Genomic DNA, 19,072 nt, shown 5'->3' with positions numbered 1-19,072 from the left:
GGCTACTCTGCGGACATAAGTTTGTACAAATTCCAACCACAGAACATTTCATGAAATTTTTTAAGCCCTCGAGCGAGGATAACGGGTCCAGGAGGTCCTTCACTTTTCGTGTAACAATGCCATCCCCCTAAACGGGCAATAATCCAAGCAGCCCAAGCTAAATTATCTTCTGGATAAGGATTTTGCTGTTTTATGGTTTTGCCTTGGATTCTGACTAACAATCCTCTTAAAAAGACTTGCTCATCGGGTGTAAAGAGATCGGATGTTTTTAATTCGGTAGAGCCATCTCGTGCTGTTACTAATTGAATCACCTTGAGTGCCGCAAACAGGGCAAATAAAGAGAGCTTCATCAATGACTCCCCTGATTCAACCTGACTTTGCTCTATATCGAACCCTTTTGATTTGGTGGTACGGAATACTTGTTCTATGTTCCAGCGCATCTGGTACCATATAATGATTTGCTGCGCTTGCTCAAAGCTCGCTACGGGATGGCTTGTATACAAACGCCAATGAATGGGGTCTTGTCCAGCAGGACATTCTATTTCTTTTGCCTCAACCACCCATAGTTTTATTGATGGTGAAGCACATTTATCCGTGCACTTTTTAGGCCGTTTAATCTCTATTTCACCATATTTGATGCTGAGTAACGCTTCTCTTTTTTGTCGCTCTATTCGTTCATCCCCACGAATGCTAACGCTTATCCTGCCTGCTTCTTTTGTATTATCAAGATAATCATACAGCGTTCTATAATCGCTATGTACAATAAGCCTATCACAACGGGTTCGAGTGATGATGTGGGTGTTTTGTTTAGGAATACGATCCATATATTCATAGATATCGCTTTCTCTGTCGCCTATAAAGGTGACTGAGGCTGCTTTCGACAACACTTTTGCCCCTGATTCAGCGGTACTAATCCAGCGATAAGATTCTTTTTCTTCTATCGGCAACTGTTGGTACTGTTCATCCGCTTCTTTGGTGCGATTCCATACAGTCACTTCAGCACATCCAATAGCACCTCCTGTATGAGCATCCAAAACAATTAAAGGGTGCAGAAAAAAACCAGCATCTGTTCCATTACCTACTGTACCTAAGCCTTTAACCCGACCTGCTTTAGATTGATAATTATTTTCTGTGGTATCCTGGATAGCCAAAACATGGCGCTCACTAATCAAGGCTTTTACTCGGGCTTGCTCTGTATGAATAATTCTATTGGGAGTCACTTCAGGATGCCTTAGAAGTCGTTCAAATCGTTTCTTCTCCGCGCTATTATCGCTTAACTCTTTTATACATACCGTTATTCTTTCTACTATCCTTTGGAACAGCAACGATGAACTTTTTTTAAACGTTCTTCTACAAAAGAGCTTACTATACGAAATTCCATGACCACATCACGTCATCTGCTCAGTTAAAAAAAACAGAATACTCCTTTTTTCTCTTAGTACAACCAGTTCATTAAAAAATAAACCTCATTTTTTTAATGAACTGGTTTTATACAGACTTATGTCCGCAGAGTAGCGGAGAGGGGAAGGCGATCCTGCATAGTTCTGAATGGTACTCAATATGAGAGGATCACTCAGCGCTATCGCTGCATCAAGGCTACATTGAATTTGAATTAAGCTCCAACGTCTATTGCCTTGAACGTATCAGCAAACTCATTAACCACAATAGCTGAATCGGTTTGAGGCTGGAATAGTCTGAATCGGCCGGCGATCAGATTTACAAGGCATACGGAACACACGGCAATAATGACATTCGCCAGATCAGCCAGAAACTCTTTCCAACCGCGATGTTCTGCCAAAACAGGTAGCACAGTATTAATGGCCGTAAGGCTTTTGTCACGAAAAGTGATCAGGCGCTGCTTTTCAGGCAAATCCGAAATTAAAAACAGGCGCTTCGCCTCAAGTAACGCGTCACATAACTCTTGAGCCTTTTCGGCAGCCAATTCATATTTAGCATTTTCCTGCCCATTTTGTTGCAAACGCGCCTTCATGCTCAGTATTTTATTCATCTGCCCGGTAAAATCGATTTTTAGCAGAAACTCCTCTGCACTTCTTCGTGCTCTGAACTGTATTTGCTCTCTGGCAAGTTGTGCAGCATGAGCTATGCTAAGCCTTTTTGCCTCAGCGGCATCTTGAAGAGATTGAGATGCACGACCCAGAACACGTTGTGCATGAATCACATAGCTCCTGTTCTGAAGAAGATTTAGTTCACCTAAAAGAACCCCTTGCTTTTTATTTACTCCATCCAGGGTATCGCTGCCAGCAAAGGATACAGCCAAACGTCCGATTTGTGCCACACAAGCCTTTATCACACTGTGAGCTGCTTTTACAGTTTGCTTGCGCTCATTGGCAGTTTGCTCAATTTCATATTTTTGATCGATAATGGCACGTTCTATTTGCTTGTCTGACAAAAGATGCCGAGCGTTTATCAGCTCCTGGTTATTAACCAACGCATTGATCTCGTCAAGCATTCTTTGCGCCTCGATGTCTATCTCGCTATCAGTAACAGCATAAAAGGATATTTTTATCTCACTAATTTTTCTTAAATGGCGTGTAATAACAGCTCGTGCGAGCATGCATTCCTGAATTTGATTGGCTGCTGCATTCCCAATATCACGCTTTTTATTGGTGAGAGCCGTAGCAATGTCAGTATCTGACAATAACTGCCGAGCATTATGCAACTCTTCGTTATCTACCAACTTATTGAGTTCTGCAATCAATCTTGCAGATTCAGCAGTTATCTCGGGAATGGTTACTGTAGAAAAGGATATTACTTTGTCTCTGATTTTGTCCAAATAGCTTACTATAATACCATGCGCCAAGGATTTCCGCTGTTGTTCATTGGATTCCTCGACCAGTTGCCCAGGCTTTTGCTCCTGAGCCTCTTCTTTTGGTGTGTCAATCAGGTTAAATCTGGCTACGATTAATGCATGTAATTCTTTTGCAAGAGCAGGGTTTAATGCACTTAGACTATCTGCTTTCGTGAGTAAATCTGTTGGATTCTCATACACGGTGGTAGCTAATACTGTATCCAGAAACTGCTGATCAACCCAATGTAGGTCCATTATTTTTACGGCATCCAACAGCTCTTGAGCATTAGAGCTTTTATAAAAAAGAGTAGCTACTGCTTTCGCATAGAGGGTTTTCTCATCCCAATACTCACGGATGGATGACAGCGAAAACACGAAACCAGTAAAAAAGAAACGTTGATGACCACTACGGGAAAGATAAATTTCTGACAGGAATCCCTTACTGCTAAAATAATAATTCACCAATCCTGAGTCAAGAAGTCTTGTAGCCTCCGCCGCAGAACAAGAAGCATCGCGCATTTTGTCCTGATGGGTAACGCGCATCATCAGGTCAAAAAACTCCTTTTTGTTTAATTGCGTTTTTAATATCTGATTTTTATCATTCGCAATCAAATCAAGTACAACAGAACCGATGTGTTTAAAATCAAGTTCTGTTTCCTGCTGATAGACTAATCGGATCAGTGAATATCTGGGAATAGCGCGAAACAGGGCTGCAATAAAGTCCTTTTTGTTCCCCTTCGCTTGAAGCAGGCATTCATTGAATAAGCTTTTTTCACCCTCTGCTAATAAATTAAATTGCGCTATTAAATAGGGCGTAGTTTTATATAAAGCACTTACGGCCTGTATGTTTTCTTCCGTATACAAGAAAGGTTGTTTCAGTTGACGCAGCAAATGCAGCAAGGGTGGATTTTGCAAAACAAATGGATCAGAGAGCGCATTTAATGCCACATCCAAATCATTATCTGGTGTGCTTATCAAATCATTTTTTGGCTCTTGTTTCTTAACATTATAAATACTGAAGCGATAATTTCTTGCCTTTATTTCATCAATACTGAATGTTTCTTTTTTCTGGTTATTCCATGGATTAATCAAAACAAAATCATAGCCATCAGGTTGCTTTGGCACTATCTTATCAATTCGCAATGCATGACGACCATGTATTCTGCCCAGATAATCTTTGTATCCATAAGCCATACTAATGTATACAGGCTGATTCGGTTTTTCAGTTTTTAATTTGATAATTGCTTCAATATCACTGCTATCCTGAGCCTCTACGCCTAAAAATTTACCTACAAATACGGTAGAGGAATCCTTGTGGCGTGACGGAATATTGTGCGCTGCAACACTGGCATTCATGTCTTCATTAGGCCAATAACCAGTATAATAATAAGAGCTAACCCGCTCTAAAATTTTAATTGCCAGGGCATTACTTCTGACGCCAGCATCTGACTCATCAATTTCCTGCAATCGCTTATTGGGTAAAAAGAACACGTCTTCATTGGTTGCCGCATCGTAATGATACGTGTATTTGCCATCTAATTTTCCCGGGGTAATATTATTCGATGAATCAAAGATATCCGTGCGTTTAATTCTTAAGGCAACCCCTTCCGCTGTCTGAGTGAACAAGGATTTAACCAAGGGTAAACCTTCTGTGCCGGAGTTTAAAATACAATCAATGGCCGTCAATAAATAACAATCACCAGTATTGCCCTGTTGAATCGTTATTGCTTCCCCATCTTTTGGAAATAAAGGTGTCATTAATATATGCCTGTGTTTAAAAAGAACACATTATAAGCATCTATTCTTAGGGAATCCTTAACAATTTAAGCGGCAGGAAGAGAAAATAAGCGCTGCTTCTGAGCCTGAGTAATTCTGATTTTAAGCAACCAGTTACCCTCTTCAGTAATAGTCTCAGTAAGTACTGCTCCTAGCTGATATAACTGCGCCCTTAATTTTGCCTGAGTTGCTTTTATTACAATATCTTCAACAAGAACAACACCATGCAATTGGGAAGCTATTGTTTCCTTTAAAAGGGTTAAACCCAAGCCAGTTGCAGCCGAGATCCATACCTTACAAGAACCTTCATTAAGCTCAACCTTAGGCTCCCAGCCCTCATGCAAATCAATTTTATTAAAGACCTGAACAATGGGGATACTATCAACGCCTAATTCATCCAAAACCTGCTGGACGGAAAAAACCGTGTCGCGCCAATGGGGGTCAGAAATATCAATAACATGTAACAACAAATCAGCCTGCTGGGTTTCTTCCAGGGTTGCCCGAAATGCTTCGACCAGATCATGGGGAAGATCGCGAATAAAACCAACGGTATCTGCCAGAATTGCCGCAGCAGCTCCTGGTAATTCCAGTTTGCGCATGGTGGGATCGAGTGTGGCAAATAACTGATCGGCCACATAAATGTTTTCACCCGTCAAAGCATTAAACAGAGTCGATTTTCCAGCATTGGTATAACCAACCAGTGATACTGTTGGCATAGAGGCTTTACGCCGGGACTGGCGATTCTGCTCCCGGCTGGAACGTACTTTTTCCAGACGTTTGTTAATGGATTTAATGCGCTCGCGCAATAAACGGCGGTCGGTTTCCAATTGCGTTTCACCAGGTCCACGCAAACCGATCCCCCCTTTTTGGCGTTCCAAATGGGTCCAGCCACGAATAAGCCGTGTGGATAAATGCTGCAACTGAGCCAGTTCAACCTGAAGTTTTCCTTCAAAAGTGCGGGCTCTTTGAGCAAAAATATCCAGAATTAATCCGCTGCGGTCAACGACTCTGCATTGGAACAATCGCTCCAGATTCCTTTCCTGAGAAGGAGACAGCTCATGGTTGACCAAGACCAGTTCGGCATCAAAGGCCTTTACCAGCTGAGCAATTTCATCAGCCTTGCCCTTACCCACATAGTACTTGGCATCAGGGGTGGCACGGGCGCCTAAAACACAATCCAGTATTTCTGCGTTTGCTGACAAAGCCAGTTCTTCAAATTCAGCCAAGGCTTTCTCAGCATCAACGCCAGGAAGCGCTAATTGCACCAGTATCGCACGTTCTCCACCCTGCGGTCGTTCAAACACTAAACTTATTCCTGAAAAGAAATGAGTTTAGTCTGCCACAGATCCTTCTTCCCCACCAGATGTGTCATCGGATGGAATTTTGACCATACGTGAGGGAACAACAGTTGAGATCGCATGTTTGTATACCATTTGGGTAATGGAATTTTTGAGCATCACAACATACTGATCAAAAGAATCCACAACGCCATGTAACTTAATTCCATTGACCAGGAAGACGGATACAGGTACCTTTTCCTTGCGCAATTCATTAAGAAAGGGGTCTTGCAGTAAGTGATTCTTGGACATTGCCTACTCCTTGTTGTTATTGTAGTTTTTAAAGGCAAAAGCGGGTATCTAATTACTTATTCGACACTCCTTGATAAAACTTTAATTTAATTTCATGACAGCGTAATTTGAATCCGTTAAGATAGTCACTCGCCACAATATCGGACACACTAGACATCAGCTTTAGCTGAGCTTATAAGGAGATTTAAATGGGATATACAGTGGAAGAAATTCGTGATTTGGAAAACCCTTATCAGGATCTGGGTAATGGTGATGCTTTAGCAATGCACCGCGAAGAGCTCAATAAATTAACTCCGGAAGAACAAATGGATCTGGCCTCCCGTATGGTTTTAGGATGCCCCAATACAGAATTGAAAGACTTCTTTCATGCGATTGAAGCGACAAGAAATCCTAGTGATGACACGCAAACCTTTCACTCGGTATTGGCATCAGCCTATGAAGTAAAAAAACGCATTTTTGCCTTGCAGGATCCACGAAATAAAAACCCGCACCTGTTAATATTAGGCAATGAGTTTGATGAAGAGCTGTTTGGAACATACCACGATCTGGCCATGCAAGTGCTCGACAAAAACGAAACATCCATTGCTGAACGCCTGGCAATAACAACTCCTACAGCTGACAGGAATCAGCTCGCGCTGAATGTGAAGGGAATATTCCCCAACAGCCTTTTTGCCACCAAATTAGGCCATGCTTTTGCTATTCGCCGCGATATAGATAATCTTCTCCTTACGGACCATCCCGAGCTGTTCTTTAGCAGCCGTGAATTCAGTATTGATGGCTGTATTGAATTTAAAGGTTTATTCCAGTCGCTTACCGAGCAAGATGCAACCAATATCGCACAAAAGCTAGCTCTGCATACACCGGAAGATCAACGTAATGACGTATCACTGTATTGCCAGAAAATCAATGCAGCAGATGATACCTTTAGCAGCAAGGTACGCGAAGCCTTTGCTTTACGCCGTGACATAGACGGCTTACTCTTGGGCGAACATCCAGAAGAGTTTTTCTCCAGCCGTGATTTTAGTGTAGACGCGTGTCTTGAATTTTCTACCTTGTTTAGCTTGCTGAAAGGTCAGGAACAAGCCATTGGTAAAAAGCTGTCGTTACTGGATGAAAAAACACGTGCCGATATTAATCGTAAACTGGAAATGATAAACAATGCAGCTCATGATCAGTCCAGCTCTTTTCGATTAATTGCATCTGCTATGTCATCCAGGGAAGAAGTGGCGCAAACAGTGGAGACCACCCCTCAGCAACAGCCTGCTCCAAAAGCTGCTGATAACACTAACCCTTACAGATTCTACAGGGAAGAACTTCATCAACGTAGACAGCAGGAAAAAATGACGCTGACTGTTGAGGCTGATGAAGATCAGGATCAAGAGGAAGAAGAAAGCTGCTTAAAAAAATTCTGTGGCTTTTTAAGTTAAACCGATTGTAGCCCGTATTAGCGAAGCGTAATACGGGTTTTCCAGGGAACGTCTAACCCCTCATTCAGCTCCCCGTCGTCCTGAGCGCGTCTTTTGGCGCGAAGGATTCCGAAAGCGGCATGGTGCCACTGAGATCCCGGCTGCAAGCAGACCGGGCTACAGATCCTGTCAGGATTCAGTGCCACTTTCAGGAGATCCTTCGCGCCAAAAGACGCGCTCAGGACGACGTGGATCTGAGAAAGGTGTAAAGATGTCTTTACACCTTTTTTACCCCTTCTTTACACCCTCTATTGGCAACACCATGCTAGTATTTTTTTTATTGTTTAGCTCTTAAAAATTAATCAGTTCATTAATTAAATTTGAAATGTAATAAAAATGTTGACATTTTGCTGACATAGGCCAAAATAGCGCGATTTTTATTCAATCTAATTTTTTAATTTTTATGGGAGCACTAATGACACAAAACAAATTCAGAGTAGCACTTGTACAAGAGCGATGGCATGAAAATGCCAGTGAGCATCAAGACAATCTGGCATCAGGAATTTACTCTGCTGCGCAACAAGGTGCTGAACTGGTTTGTTTACAAGAGCTTACATTAAGCCCTTATTTTTGCACCCGCGCCGATGTAGATGGCAAACCCTTTATGGAAGACATCCATACCGGACCTACAGCTCAATTCGTCAGCCAAATGGCTAAAGCAAACAAGGTATGCATCACTGCCTCTCTTTTTGAAAAAGCAGGTTATAACACGGCTGTTGCTTTTAACAGCCAGGGTGAACTCATTGCCATTACCCGTAAACAACATATTCCCAGCGGCGAAAAATACCATGAAAACTATTATTTTAAAGCCGGTGATTCCGATTACCCGGTTCATGACATTGCAGGGCATAAATTAGGGTTGCCTACCTGTTATGACCAATGGTTTCCTGAGCTATCACGTATTTATGGCTTGAAAGGAGCTGAAATTTTAGTATACCCCACAGCCATTGGCGGTGAACCTACAGCTCCTGGATTTGACAGCCAGCCTATGTGGCAAAAGGTGATGGTTGCCCAGGGAATTATGAGCAATACCTTTGTCATTGCAGTAAACCGTATCGGTTGTGAAGATGATTTACAGTTTTATGGAAGTAGTTTTATCAGTACCCCTATGGGTGAAATATTAGTACAGGCGCCGCGTGATGAACCTGCTGTACTGGTGGCTGAACTGGATTTCGACCAACGTGCGTTGTGGGGCAGATTGTTTCCCTTTGCCCAACAGCGAGAGCCTGCAACCTATCATGAGCTGGTCAGGCCCCGTTAATCCTTTTTGGAACTAAATCATAATGAATATAAATACACAGTTAGACGAAAACTTGTATAACATTGAAAATTGGGGTGAGGGATACTTTAGTATCAATTCAAAGGGAAATATAGAAATCAGTAAAAACCCCGGACAAAAGGGAGTTGAACTACAGGCGATTGTCAATGCCGCTGACAGAGCGGGCTTACATTTGCCTTTATTAATCCGGTGCAGCGACATTCTTCATGACCGGGTACGGCGTATTTATCAAGCCTTTACCCAAGCCCGTGAAGATACGGAATATTCAGGAAACTACAAGCTGGTTTACCCCATAAAAGTAAACCAGGAACACAGCGTAGTCAGAGAACTCTTAAAATCTCCTTCCAACAGCATTGGCCTTGAAGCAGGCAGTAAACCCGAGCTTATGGCCGTTATTGGCATGCTGGGCGACCAACACAGCACTATAGTCTGTAATGGCTACAAAGACAGCAGCTACATACGCACAGCGCTGATTGCACAACAAATGGGGCATAAGGTTTTTATCGTTATTGAAAAGAAGTCAGAACTGGATATCATTTTAAATGAATCAGCCCGCCTTAATGTAAAACCAACCCTGGGTGTGCGCATCCGCCTGGTGAGCAAGAGTGCCGGCAAATGGGAAAATACGGGCGGCGTTAAATCCAAATTTGGTTTAAATGCCAAACAGGTATTGGAGTTGGTCACCCAGTTAAAAACCCATAATTTATTGGACTGCCTGCAATTAATGCATTGCCATCTTGGCTCGCAAATTGCCAACATCCATGACATTCGTCATTGCATGCAAGAGGTTGCACGCTACTATATTGAGTTAAGAAAATTGCATGCGCCCATAGGCACCATTGATGTGGGTGGTGGTCTGAGTGTTGATTATGAAGGCACCCGTGCTAATAAAGGTTGCTCAATGAACTACAGCCTCAATGAATACGCAACCCATATTCTTTTGGCTTTAAAACATTTATGCCAGGATGCGGAAATTCCTGAACCTGACATTATCTCTGAATCAGGAAGGGCATTAACTGCGCATCATGCGGTTTTGATCTCCAATATTACCGATATTGAAATCATCAAAAAAGCGCCCGTCCTCCCTGAAATAGCCGAGGAAGACTCGCATGTGATCCGTGATATTTATGATACTTATCAAGCCATCACTGACAGTTCGCCAACTGAAATTTATAACTATGCCGAACACTCGCTGAATGAAGCGCATTCCCTGTTTAAACATGGGGTAATCAGCTTGCAGGAAAAGGCCAAAGTAGAAGCATTTTATACTAATATCTGCATGGAGTTGAAAGACAGGCTGGATGAAGAAAATCCAGGGGAAAAGGCGCTGTTACATATGATTAATGAATGTATGGCTGCCAAGATCTTCTGTAATGTATCCTTTTTCCAATCGATACCAGATGCCTGGGCTATAGGGCAGATTTTCCCTGTAGCACCTATCTCTCAGTTAAATATAACTCCGAGCATGCATAGTATTTTACAGGATTTGACCTGTGATTCGGATGGAACAATCAAACAGTACCCAGGAAAATCCTGTGTTAACACTACCTTGATGTTACCTCCTTATGACTTGAATAATCCCTATTCTATAGGGTTTTTCCTGGTGGGGGCTTATCAGGAAATTCTTGGTAATTTGCACAATTTATTTGGTGACACCAACTCTCTTGATGTCAAACTCTCTGATGATGGCCAGTTTGAACTGCACGACCTGGTGAGTGGGGATACAATAACCAATGTGTTGAATCTGGCTCATTTTGATACCAAAAAATTAATTCAGTCTTATGAAAAGCAATTGATTCAAACCGAATTGCCTAAAGAGCAAATGCTCTCTTATATGAATGAATTAAGAAGCAATTTTTCCCAATTAACTTATTTAGATGGACAAATAATACAGTGATGAACATGACTCCAAAACAAGCCGGATTTTCCATGCCGGCAGAATGGCATCCGCATGAACGATGCTGGATGGCCTGGCCTTGCCATCTGGATACCTGGTCAAAAATAGGATTAGATCGCGCAAGAAAAGCTTATGCCAAAGTAGCTCAATCTATAGCCGAATTCGAACCCGTTACTCTGTTGGTTAATCCAGGCGATGAAGAATCAGCGCAAAGGCTTTGTGATAATGCCAATATAAACTTCATTACCTTAGCTATTAATGATTCCTGGACGCGTGATACAGGTGCTACGTTCTTATTAAACAAGAATAAGGAGCTTGCAGGCGTTGACTGGATCCATAATGCCTGGGGTGGCAATTATGCCGACTGCGAACTGGACAACCAGATTGCTTCTGCCATCATCAAGGAGACGAAGAGCACCTATTTTCATGCCCCGCTGGTAATGGAAGGAGGATCGTTTCATGTCGATGGTGAAGGGACGATTCTAACCAGTAAGGAATGCTTGCTGAATAACAACCGTAATCCTCATTTAAACCAACAGCAAATAGAAGAGTATCTCTGCGATTATTTAGGCGGAACGAAAGTGATCTGGTTAAATAAGGGCTTATTGGGTGATGAGACTGACGGTCATATTGATGAAATAGCGACCTTTATTGCGCCAGGAAAAGTCCTTTGCCTGATCACCAATGATAAAGAAGATCCTAATTATCACACACTGCAGGAAAATCTGCAGATACTGCAATCTACAACGGATGCCAAAGGCCGTGCTTTGGAAGTGTATTGTGTAGAACAACCTCCAGCTACCGTTATGGATGGCGAAAGGCTTACTTTATCCTACATTAATTTTTATCTGGCCAATAAAGGCATTGTCATGCCCGCCTTTGGTTATGAAGCTTATGACAAAGCAGCATACGAACTTTTTACCCGCATGTTCCCTGACTATCAGATAAGACAAATTGATGCCCTGGACGTGTTTGCAGGCGGCGGCGGAATTCACTGCATCACCCAACAGCAACCAAAGTTGTAAAGAATACCCAATATTGGCAGGATTCAGATGACGAAAATGCCGCCGCTTCTTTGAGAAATATCTTACATTCCTCTGCTCTATCGGCGTAATGACATTAGGTATCAAAGGGTTATACTGAAAACTCAAAAGGATGACATGGATATGTCTGACAGGAAGTCAAACAAAGGGACCAGTACAACGGATGTACTTCGCTGCAGGGATGCAGCACTTCACCACCAGCTGCATCGACTAAACTATTTTACCACAAACTTTTATTACCTGGGTGTAGGGAAATGATTAGCGTCTTTACCTGAAAGAAGCGCTTCTATCCCTCTGCTATCATTCTTCTTTGCATAGTACACAGGTTTTTTATCGTTAGCGTCCACTTGTTCCTGTAAAGCACTCAAATGATCAACAATCCAATGTACCATGGCTTCATTCTTTTGGTTTACAGCAATATGCAGAATAGTAAACCCTTGATAATCAGCACACTTAGGATCAGCGCCCTGCTTGATTAACATTTTAAGAGCATCCAGATTATCCGCGTAAGCTGCCGAAAGCAGAGGTGTTCTGCCTTCACTATCCAGACAATTGATATTGGGGGTAGCTTCACAGCAAGATTGTACCATTGCGGCGGTACCGTAGCGCGCAGCATAGTGTAAAGGAAGACAAGCATGCCCATCGGCCAATTCAGATACGCCTTTTATAGAAAGCAATGTGTTAAGCGCGTCTGTTTGACGATTCAAAATCGCGGTGTGCACAGGGTAAACAAAGGCACGATTTTTAATAAAAGCAAGTTCAGGATTGGAAGCCACTATTTGATCCAGCAATTGCTTAAAGCAGTTAATAGCCAAAAGATGCAAGATCGTATTTCCGTCAGCATCCGACAGGCTAAAAATTTCTGGCGTTAGCGGCAAAAGTTCTCTGGCTATTTTTTCCTTGTTCTTCATTAAGTGTTCATCATGCAGTATAGGAACAAACAAAGCGTTCTGAATAGCTAATTGCTTTTGTTCATTGAGGTTATGAGGATTTGCTCCTTTAGATAAGAGAGCCTTGACTGTATGAACATGTCCCTTGGTAGCAGCTTTATGCAAGGGGGTCATGCCGTATTGTGCGGCATCATTAATTGCCGATTCAGAGGTTCGCGGCAAAGCAGCAATAAAACGATCATATCCTTGTTGGGCGGCATAATGAATAGCGTTTAAATTGCCATAAGCTGGTACCGGTTTTGCCAGATCCTCGGGTAAGTGGGCGCTAAAATTAGCAAGATAATTTTCAACAAAAGCTAAATATTTACTATAGATTACCGCAGCACTGCCTTTAAAATGTGCGTCTTGAGAAATATGTTCACGACACCAGGTTTTGATTGTGTCAAGATTTGATTCCTGTTCGTAAGAGCTCGGTAAATTCAGTTCATTACAAAGATCTTTAAAACTGATAGTCATAATTTTTCCTCACTGGTATCTGTTTCTAATTATTGCTTGAATTGATTTGTGATTCATGCTCAGGTTTTTTCACATATTCTGGAGATTTTATCACATTCAGTATTCCATTAAATAATACTAAGTGTTGCAATGTTAATTTTAGACCAAATCAATGCTTTATTTATTTCTTGTTTGCTGTTGCAAGGGTATGTATCAAATGGCACTTACTTAAGCTGTTTTTGTAGCCCGGTCTGCTTGCAGCTGTCTCTATGATCAATGATCACTTCTTTNCCATTCCCCGATCTACGTCGTCCTGAGCGCGTCTTTTTGCGCGAAGGATCTCCAAATATTGGCACTATGCCGCTTTCAGGAGATCCTTCGCGCAAAAAGACGCGCTCAGGACGACGAGGATCTGTTAGTGAGGAACGAGTTTTGGATGTAGCACAATGCCGTAGCCCGGTCTGCTTGCAGCCGGGATCGAAATGGAACGATGCCGGCGCAAGCAGACCGGGCTACGGCTTTATTTAATCAGGAAAAGTACGCAATTATCCGACAAGATAATTGCGTATTTTAGGTTATATATCTATATTTTCTGCATCAAGAGCGTTGGTTTCAATAAAATCTCTTCTAGGCTCTACATGATCGCCCATAAGAGTAGTAAAGATTTCATCTGCAGCCACAGCGTCCTCAATACTTACCTGGAGCATACGTCTTGCCTCAGGATCCATAGTCGTTTCCCATAATTGATCCGGGTTCATTTCACCAAGACCTTTATAACGCTGTATGGTTTGACCTTTTTTAGCTTCATCCATCAGCCAATTCAATGCTTGCTCAAAATTTTCTACAGCGCATGTCTTTTCACCCCGCTGAACATAAGCTCCTTCATCTACTAAGCCAGATAATTTAGAACCTAAAGCAACCATTTCTTTATAATCCTTGGAATAGAAGAACTCGGCATTCATAGGAATATAATGATCCATACCGTGTTGAGTAACAATAATTCTTGGTATATACAGATTGGATTCAGGAAGCTCATGTATTTCTACTGAATATTGTTCAGTTTTACTGTCCACTTGTTGCAGACTTAAATCCAGTTGCTTACACCAGGCAGCGATTTTATCCTTTTGATTTAAATCATCATTTTGAATCACTGGTAAGTAAGCCACTCGTTTCAAAATGTCCGTAGGATATCTGCGCTTATAGCGTTTGGTAATCTTTTCTACCCTTCTGAATTGATGTACCAACTCTTCTAAAGCCATAGAAGTAATTGCTGGCGCATCTTTGGCTGGATAAAAAGCAGCACCATCCAAAGCACTTTGTGTCAAGTAATCAAACAGAGCTTCATCGTCTTTAACATATTGCTCTTGCTTGCCTCTTTTCACTTTATATAAAGGAGGTTGAGCAATATAAATGTAACCTCGTTCAACCAACTCTCGAGTTTGTCTGTAGAAGAAAGTTAATAGCAGAGTTCTGATATGTGAACCGTCCACGTCCGCATCGGTCATGATAATGATCCGATGATAACGGACTTTATCCGGATCATATTCATCAGGCCCTATGCCACAACCCAATGCTGTAATTAATGTCGCTACTTCCTGTGAACCAAGCATTTTGTCAAAACGTGCTTTTTCAACGTTTAATATTTTACCTTTGAGCGGTAAAATAGCCTGGAATTTTCTATCACGCCCCTGTTTCGCAGAGCCTCCCGCAGAATCTCCCTCCACCAGGTATAATTCTGATAAAGCAGGATCTTTTTCCTGACAGTCTGCCAGTTTTCCAGGTAAGCCAGCAATATCCAAAGCACCTTTTCTACGCGTCATTTCCCGTGCACGTCGTGCTGCTTCTCGGGCTCGGGCTGCATCAATTATTTTTGCTACTATTGCTTTTGCAGCAGCTGGATTTTCCAGAAGAAAATCATTGAATTTTTCAGCTACACTTGATTCAACTACAGATTTTACTTCGGAAGAAACTAATTTATCCTTGGTCTGTGAAGAAAACTTGGGATCAGGAACTTTAACTGAAAGAACAGCGGTTAATCCTTCACGAGCATCATCTCCAGTTGGAGATACTTTTGCTTTTTTGGCATAGCCTTCATTCTCAATATAACCGTTCAGAGTTCTGGTTAGAGCAGCCCTGAATCCAGCCATGTGAGTACCACCATCACGTTGGGGTATGTTGTTAGTGAAGCAGAATAATGTTTCCTGATAAGAATCATTCCATTGCATGGACAGTTCAACAGTAATTCCATCTTTTTCAGCATTCATTGAGAATACTTGCGGAATAATTGGCGTTTTGTTTTTATTCAAATGCTCAACAAACGCAGTGATTCCACCTTCATAATGGAAAGTATCTCCTTTCTGAGTACGTTCATCAAATAAATGGATGCACACACCCGAGTTCAAATAGGAGAGTTCTCTTAATCGTTTTGCCAGGATATCGTAATGAAATTCGATATTGGAAAAAGTAGCGGCACTGGGCTTAAACCAGATTTGCGTGCCTGTTGAAGTCGCATCACCTGTTTCAGCGATGGGCGCATCTGGAACCCCATGGCGATAATGCTGTTCATGTATTTTTCCATGCCTGCGAATCAGCAGGTGAAGCTCTTCTGATAAAGCATTAACAACCGAGACGCCCACACCATGTAGTCCACCAGATACTTTATACGAATTATCATCGAATTTTCCACCGGCGTGCAAAATAGTCATAATAACTTCTGCAGCAGATCGGCCTTCTTCTTTATGAATATCTACAGGAATTCCTCGTCCATCATCTTTAACTGTAATGGACTCATCAGTATGGATAGTAACAAAAATTTCTTTACAGTGACCGGCCAAAGCCTCATCTATAGAGTTATCGACTACCTCAAAGACCATGTGGTGAAGCCCAGTACCATCGTCTGTATCACCGATATACATTCCAGGTCTTTTTCTTACTGCATCTAACCCCTTTAGGACCTTAATATTATTTGAATCATAACTGGCGTCAACGCTCATTGGGACCCTCTTTACCCTATTGTGGTATTTTTTGAATGGCTCTAGTATAGCATCATTTGCCGCGGGTTTATATCCACTTGAGGAACTTTGGACTTACAGCATATTCAGCATGTTTTACTTCGATTTATTTGTTTCACGTGAAACATTTTACAGCGTAATCAAGGTTTTCATGCAGCAAGGCCAAGAAGCCACGTCAGAAAACCTTGATTACGCTGTCGCTCTGAGTGATCCTCTCATAATTTTAACCTGTAAAAAGATGCAAATAAGCAGGATGATCAGCGCAAGTAGCCCCTCCACCTCCGGGGGAGGGTGCCCGACAGGGCGGGTGGGGGGATCAAAAAGAGAACTCATTTAAGGTAGAAAGCTCTAAAACAAAATGGTCTATTTGATAGAAACTCCTTTTTTGATCCCCCCATCCGCCCTGTCGGGCACCTTCCCCCGGAGAGGGGAAGGCGATCCTGCATAGTTCTGAGGGGTACTCAATATGAGAGGATCACTCAGCGCTGTCGCTACATCAAGGCTACAGTTTTTTAATATACTCATTTTTGAATCATTCTTGACTCACAATCCCGTCGTGTATGTTAAATAAGGTAAATGCTTTATTAAGATCATAATCATCTTCATTTATAGGGTTAATGCTGGTAATCACATATTGGCCTTTGTGTTGCATTAAATAGTTGAGTAGCTTCTTAAGATGGATGTTATCCAGTTCTGCGGATAAATCATCAAAAAGATACAGACAATTACTGCTTAGCAAATTGCCCTGTGCTAATTTTAATGCGATCAAAATTATTTTTTGCTGTCCGCGAGATAAGATATTTTTTGCTTTATTTTCATTACTCTCTATGTATATATCAGCCTGATGAGAACCATACTGTGTGTATTGCTTTTGCTTATCACTCGGAAATGAATCTTCCAGAATTTTTAGCAGATCCTTTCCGGTATTACGCTTATCCCAACCTTTAAAGTATTCTATAGCACAGCTAATTTCAGACAATTGGCTTAATACCTTGTAAAATTCTTCTTTCCAGCATTTAAAATACTCTTCACGTAAATAATCCAACTGTGTTGCCAATTCACACAGTTGCTTATCCCAAGGAATAAAGTGCGAATAAGGTGAGTTTGTTTTGAGTAATGCGTTTCTCTGCTTAAGTACTCTTTTGTATTCTTTCCAAAGAACAAGATACTCAGGTTTCACGTGAAACAATCCCCAATCAAGAACACTTCTACGAATGGATGGACCTGCATCTATAATCTGGAAAATATCTGAATAAAAAATTTGGCAAGGTAGGGCATAAGCCAATTGGCTTGTGGTAGAACAAGGTAAATTATCTAATCGTATTTGAGTTGGACTAGAAGATGACTTTTGAATACTAATCGTTTTTTGCGACAGGGATCTGGCAAAAACAGTCAATGTATCCTGATCATGGGAAACAATAGGACTAATCTCACGAGATCGAAATGAATGACCGCAACTTAATAAATAAATAGCTTCAAGAACAGACGTTTTACCGCTACCGTTGGTACCGATAATAAAATTAAATCTGGGGTGCAGAGATAATTGCGCGAAAGCTATATTCCTCAAATGATGAATTTTTAAATCGGATAAAATCATAGCTGCCACTTGAGATGATAAGATAGAATAGCAATCGAGCACTTAAAAACCAAATTGGCTCAAAAAGCACCCACATACAAAATTAAATATCAAAATAAACAATTAAAATTAGATCTTCATGGGCATAATAATGTACTGGTAATTCTCATTATTCAAAGATTCAATAAGGATACTACTGTCAGTAGTCGACATTGACAATCTTATCTGACCATCACCAAAATGATTTAATACATCCAGCAAATAAGTGGCATTTAAACCAATTTTCAATTCGTCTCCCTGAGTTTCAGCAACCAAGGTTTCCACGGCTTCTTCCTGCTCGTTATTATTAGCAATTAAAGTCAATTGATCGGGCTGCAAATGCAACATGACCGCTTTGGACTTTTCATGGGCTAAAATAACAATTCTGGCTAAAGAGCGCTTAAAAGTAGCACAATCAATAGTGATTTGCTTATCCTGTTCTCTGGGAATTGCTTTTGCATAAGGGGGAAAACGCGCTTCAATTAATTTTGAAAGAAAAACAAACTGACTACTGATTAATTTGAAATGAGATTTACCCGCGGCAAGCAACACATGTTCATCATTAATGCAATTGAGCAGCCTTAACAGTTCCTGAACTCCCTTTTTAGGCAACAAAAGTTTATTTTGACTGGTGTTGTCACAGGAATAGCGCGAAATAGCCATTCTATGACCATCAGTAGCAACTGCTGAAATAAGATTAGGTTCAAACTCAAGAAACAAACCATTAAGAAAGACACGAACATCTTGCTGAGACATGGCAAAATGAGTAGATTGCAGCAATTGCAATAGAACCAATCTTGGAATGCTCAGTTCCACATCATTGCACTCATCTTCACTCAAAGGATAATTTTCAGCCGGTAACGTGGTGAGTTTAAAAGAGCTTCGTCCTTGTTTTATGGTAACTATACCTTTATCAAAGACTATATTAGGGCTGGTATTGTCATCAAGAGAACGAATAATATCAATAAATTTTTTAGCAGGAACAGTGATACTTCCAGAGGTTTGAGTTGATTCGCAAGCTACCTGAGCAGAAATTTCTATTTCCAGATCAGTCGCTGTAATAAACAATAGTCCATCGGCTAATTTCAATAAAAAATTAGACAAGATTGCCAGGGACTGTTTTTTATCAACAGCACCAGCAACAGTAAGTAAAGGAGCAATTAAATCTTCCTTTTTTATGGCTAACTCAAACAAGACAAACT

At 41.4% G+C, this 19,072-nt stretch carries 12 protein-coding genes; 4 read left to right on the top strand and 8 right to left on the bottom strand.

Features of this window, described 5'->3' with window-relative positions; all coding sequences use genetic code 11:
• Positions 1–2: 2 nt before the first annotated feature.
• From B094_RS15750 to hfq, 4 genes are all read right to left on the bottom strand, one after another.
• Positions 3–1,325, bottom strand: coding sequence for an IS4 family transposase (locus B094_RS15750; protein WP_169334267.1), 1,323 nt, complete (start codon positions 1,323–1,325; stop codon positions 3–5).
• 287 nt (positions 1,326–1,612) lie between these two features.
• On the bottom strand, positions 1,613–4,567 hold the full coding sequence (locus B094_RS16430; RefSeq protein ID WP_018576729.1) for a hypothetical protein: 2,955 nt from the start codon (positions 4,565–4,567) through the stop codon (positions 1,613–1,615).
• Positions 4,568–4,632: 65 nt separating this feature from the next.
• A complete protein-coding gene (gene hflX / locus B094_RS0105125; RefSeq protein ID WP_018576728.1) occupies positions 4,633–5,889 on the bottom strand; it encodes a ribosome rescue GTPase HflX in 1,257 nt (418 codons plus the stop codon).
• A gap of 27 nt (positions 5,890–5,916) precedes the next feature.
• A complete protein-coding gene (hfq, locus tag B094_RS0105120) occupies positions 5,917–6,174 on the bottom strand; it encodes an RNA chaperone Hfq (protein WP_018576727.1) in 258 nt (85 codons plus the stop codon).
• Positions 6,175–6,362: 188 nt separating this feature from the next.
• Here hfq and B094_RS0105115 point away from each other — a divergent pair, with 188 nt between their 5' ends.
• The 4 genes from B094_RS0105115 (at position 6,363) to B094_RS0105100 (ending at position 11,841) form a co-directional block, all read left to right on the top strand.
• Positions 6,363–7,601, top strand: a complete 1,239-nt coding sequence (locus B094_RS0105115; protein ID WP_018576726.1) for a lpg0008 family Dot/Icm T4SS effector — start codon at positions 6,363–6,365, stop codon at positions 7,599–7,601.
• Between the two features lie 454 nt (positions 7,602–8,055).
• Positions 8,056–8,901: a carbon-nitrogen hydrolase gene (locus tag B094_RS0105110; RefSeq protein WP_018576725.1), complete on the top strand. Its 846-nt coding sequence runs from the start codon at positions 8,056–8,058 to the stop codon at positions 8,899–8,901.
• A 22-nt stretch (positions 8,902–8,923) separates the two neighbouring features.
• Positions 8,924–10,816 (top strand): biosynthetic arginine decarboxylase, encoded by a 1,893-nt coding sequence (speA, locus tag B094_RS0105105; protein WP_018576724.1) that lies wholly within the window; start codon positions 8,924–8,926, stop codon positions 10,814–10,816.
• Positions 10,816–11,841, top strand: coding sequence for an agmatine deiminase family protein (locus tag B094_RS0105100; protein ID WP_018576723.1), 1,026 nt, complete (start codon positions 10,816–10,818; stop codon positions 11,839–11,841). The genes speA and B094_RS0105100 overlap by 1 nt, the downstream gene beginning before the upstream one ends.
• Before the next feature lie 254 nt (positions 11,842–12,095).
• Here B094_RS0105100 and B094_RS0105095 read toward each other — a convergent pair whose 3' ends face one another.
• The 4 genes from B094_RS0105095 to dnaN all read right to left on the bottom strand — a co-directional run bounded on the left by B094_RS0105095 (position 12,096) and on the right by dnaN (position 19,064).
• On the bottom strand, positions 12,096–13,265 hold the full coding sequence (locus tag B094_RS0105095) for an ankyrin repeat domain-containing protein (protein ID WP_018576722.1): 1,170 nt from the start codon (positions 13,263–13,265) through the stop codon (positions 12,096–12,098).
• A gap of 554 nt (positions 13,266–13,819) precedes the next feature.
• On the bottom strand, positions 13,820–16,237 hold the full coding sequence (gene gyrB / locus B094_RS0105090) for a DNA topoisomerase (ATP-hydrolyzing) subunit B (RefSeq protein WP_018576721.1): 2,418 nt from the start codon (positions 16,235–16,237) through the stop codon (positions 13,820–13,822).
• Between the two features lie 550 nt (positions 16,238–16,787).
• Positions 16,788–17,852 carry a DNA replication/repair protein RecF gene (gene recF, locus B094_RS0105075; protein WP_018576718.1) on the bottom strand — a complete coding sequence of 355 codons (1,065 nt, stop codon included), beginning with the start codon at positions 17,850–17,852 and terminating at the stop codon, positions 16,788–16,790.
• A gap of 108 nt (positions 17,853–17,960) precedes the next feature.
• A complete protein-coding gene (gene dnaN / locus B094_RS0105070) occupies positions 17,961–19,064 on the bottom strand; it encodes a DNA polymerase III subunit beta (protein ID WP_018576717.1) in 1,104 nt (367 codons plus the stop codon).
• Positions 19,065–19,072 lie beyond the last annotated feature (8 nt).

Origin of the sequence: Legionella shakespearei DSM 23087 (assembly GCF_000373765.1) — a bacterium.
GTDB classification, from domain to species: Bacteria; Pseudomonadota; Gammaproteobacteria; order Legionellales; family Legionellaceae; genus Legionella; species Legionella shakespearei.
The sequence above is the reverse complement of the archived record's forward strand: the minus strand, read 5'-3'. Positions and strand labels throughout refer to the sequence as shown.

What these genes read in the sequence shown, in the direction of transcription:
- speA (WP_018576724.1), top strand. Translation starts at nt 8,924, where the DNA reads ATGAATATAAATACACAGTTAGACGAAAACTTGTATAACATTGAAAAT.
- B094_RS0105100 (WP_018576723.1), top strand. Translation starts at nt 10,816, where the DNA reads ATGAACATGACTCCAAAACAAGCCGGATTTTCCATGCCGGCAGAATGG.
- B094_RS16430 (WP_018576729.1), bottom strand. Translation starts at nt 4,567, where the DNA reads ATGACACCTTTATTTCCAAAAGATGGGGAAGCAATAACGATTCAACAG.
- recF (WP_018576718.1), bottom strand. Translation starts at nt 17,852, where the DNA reads ATGATTTTATCCGATTTAAAAATTCATCATTTGAGGAATATAGCTTTC.
- B094_RS0105095 (WP_018576722.1), bottom strand. Translation starts at nt 13,265, where the DNA reads ATGACTATCAGTTTTAAAGATCTTTGTAATGAACTGAATTTACCGAGC.
- gyrB (WP_018576721.1), bottom strand. Translation starts at nt 16,237, where the DNA reads ATGAGCGTTGACGCCAGTTATGATTCAAATAATATTAAGGTCCTAAAG.
- B094_RS0105115 (WP_018576726.1), top strand. Translation starts at nt 6,363, where the DNA reads ATGGGATATACAGTGGAAGAAATTCGTGATTTGGAAAACCCTTATCAG.
- hfq (WP_018576727.1), bottom strand. Translation starts at nt 6,174, where the DNA reads ATGTCCAAGAATCACTTACTGCAAGACCCCTTTCTTAATGAATTGCGC.
- B094_RS0105110 (WP_018576725.1), top strand. Translation starts at nt 8,056, where the DNA reads ATGACACAAAACAAATTCAGAGTAGCACTTGTACAAGAGCGATGGCAT.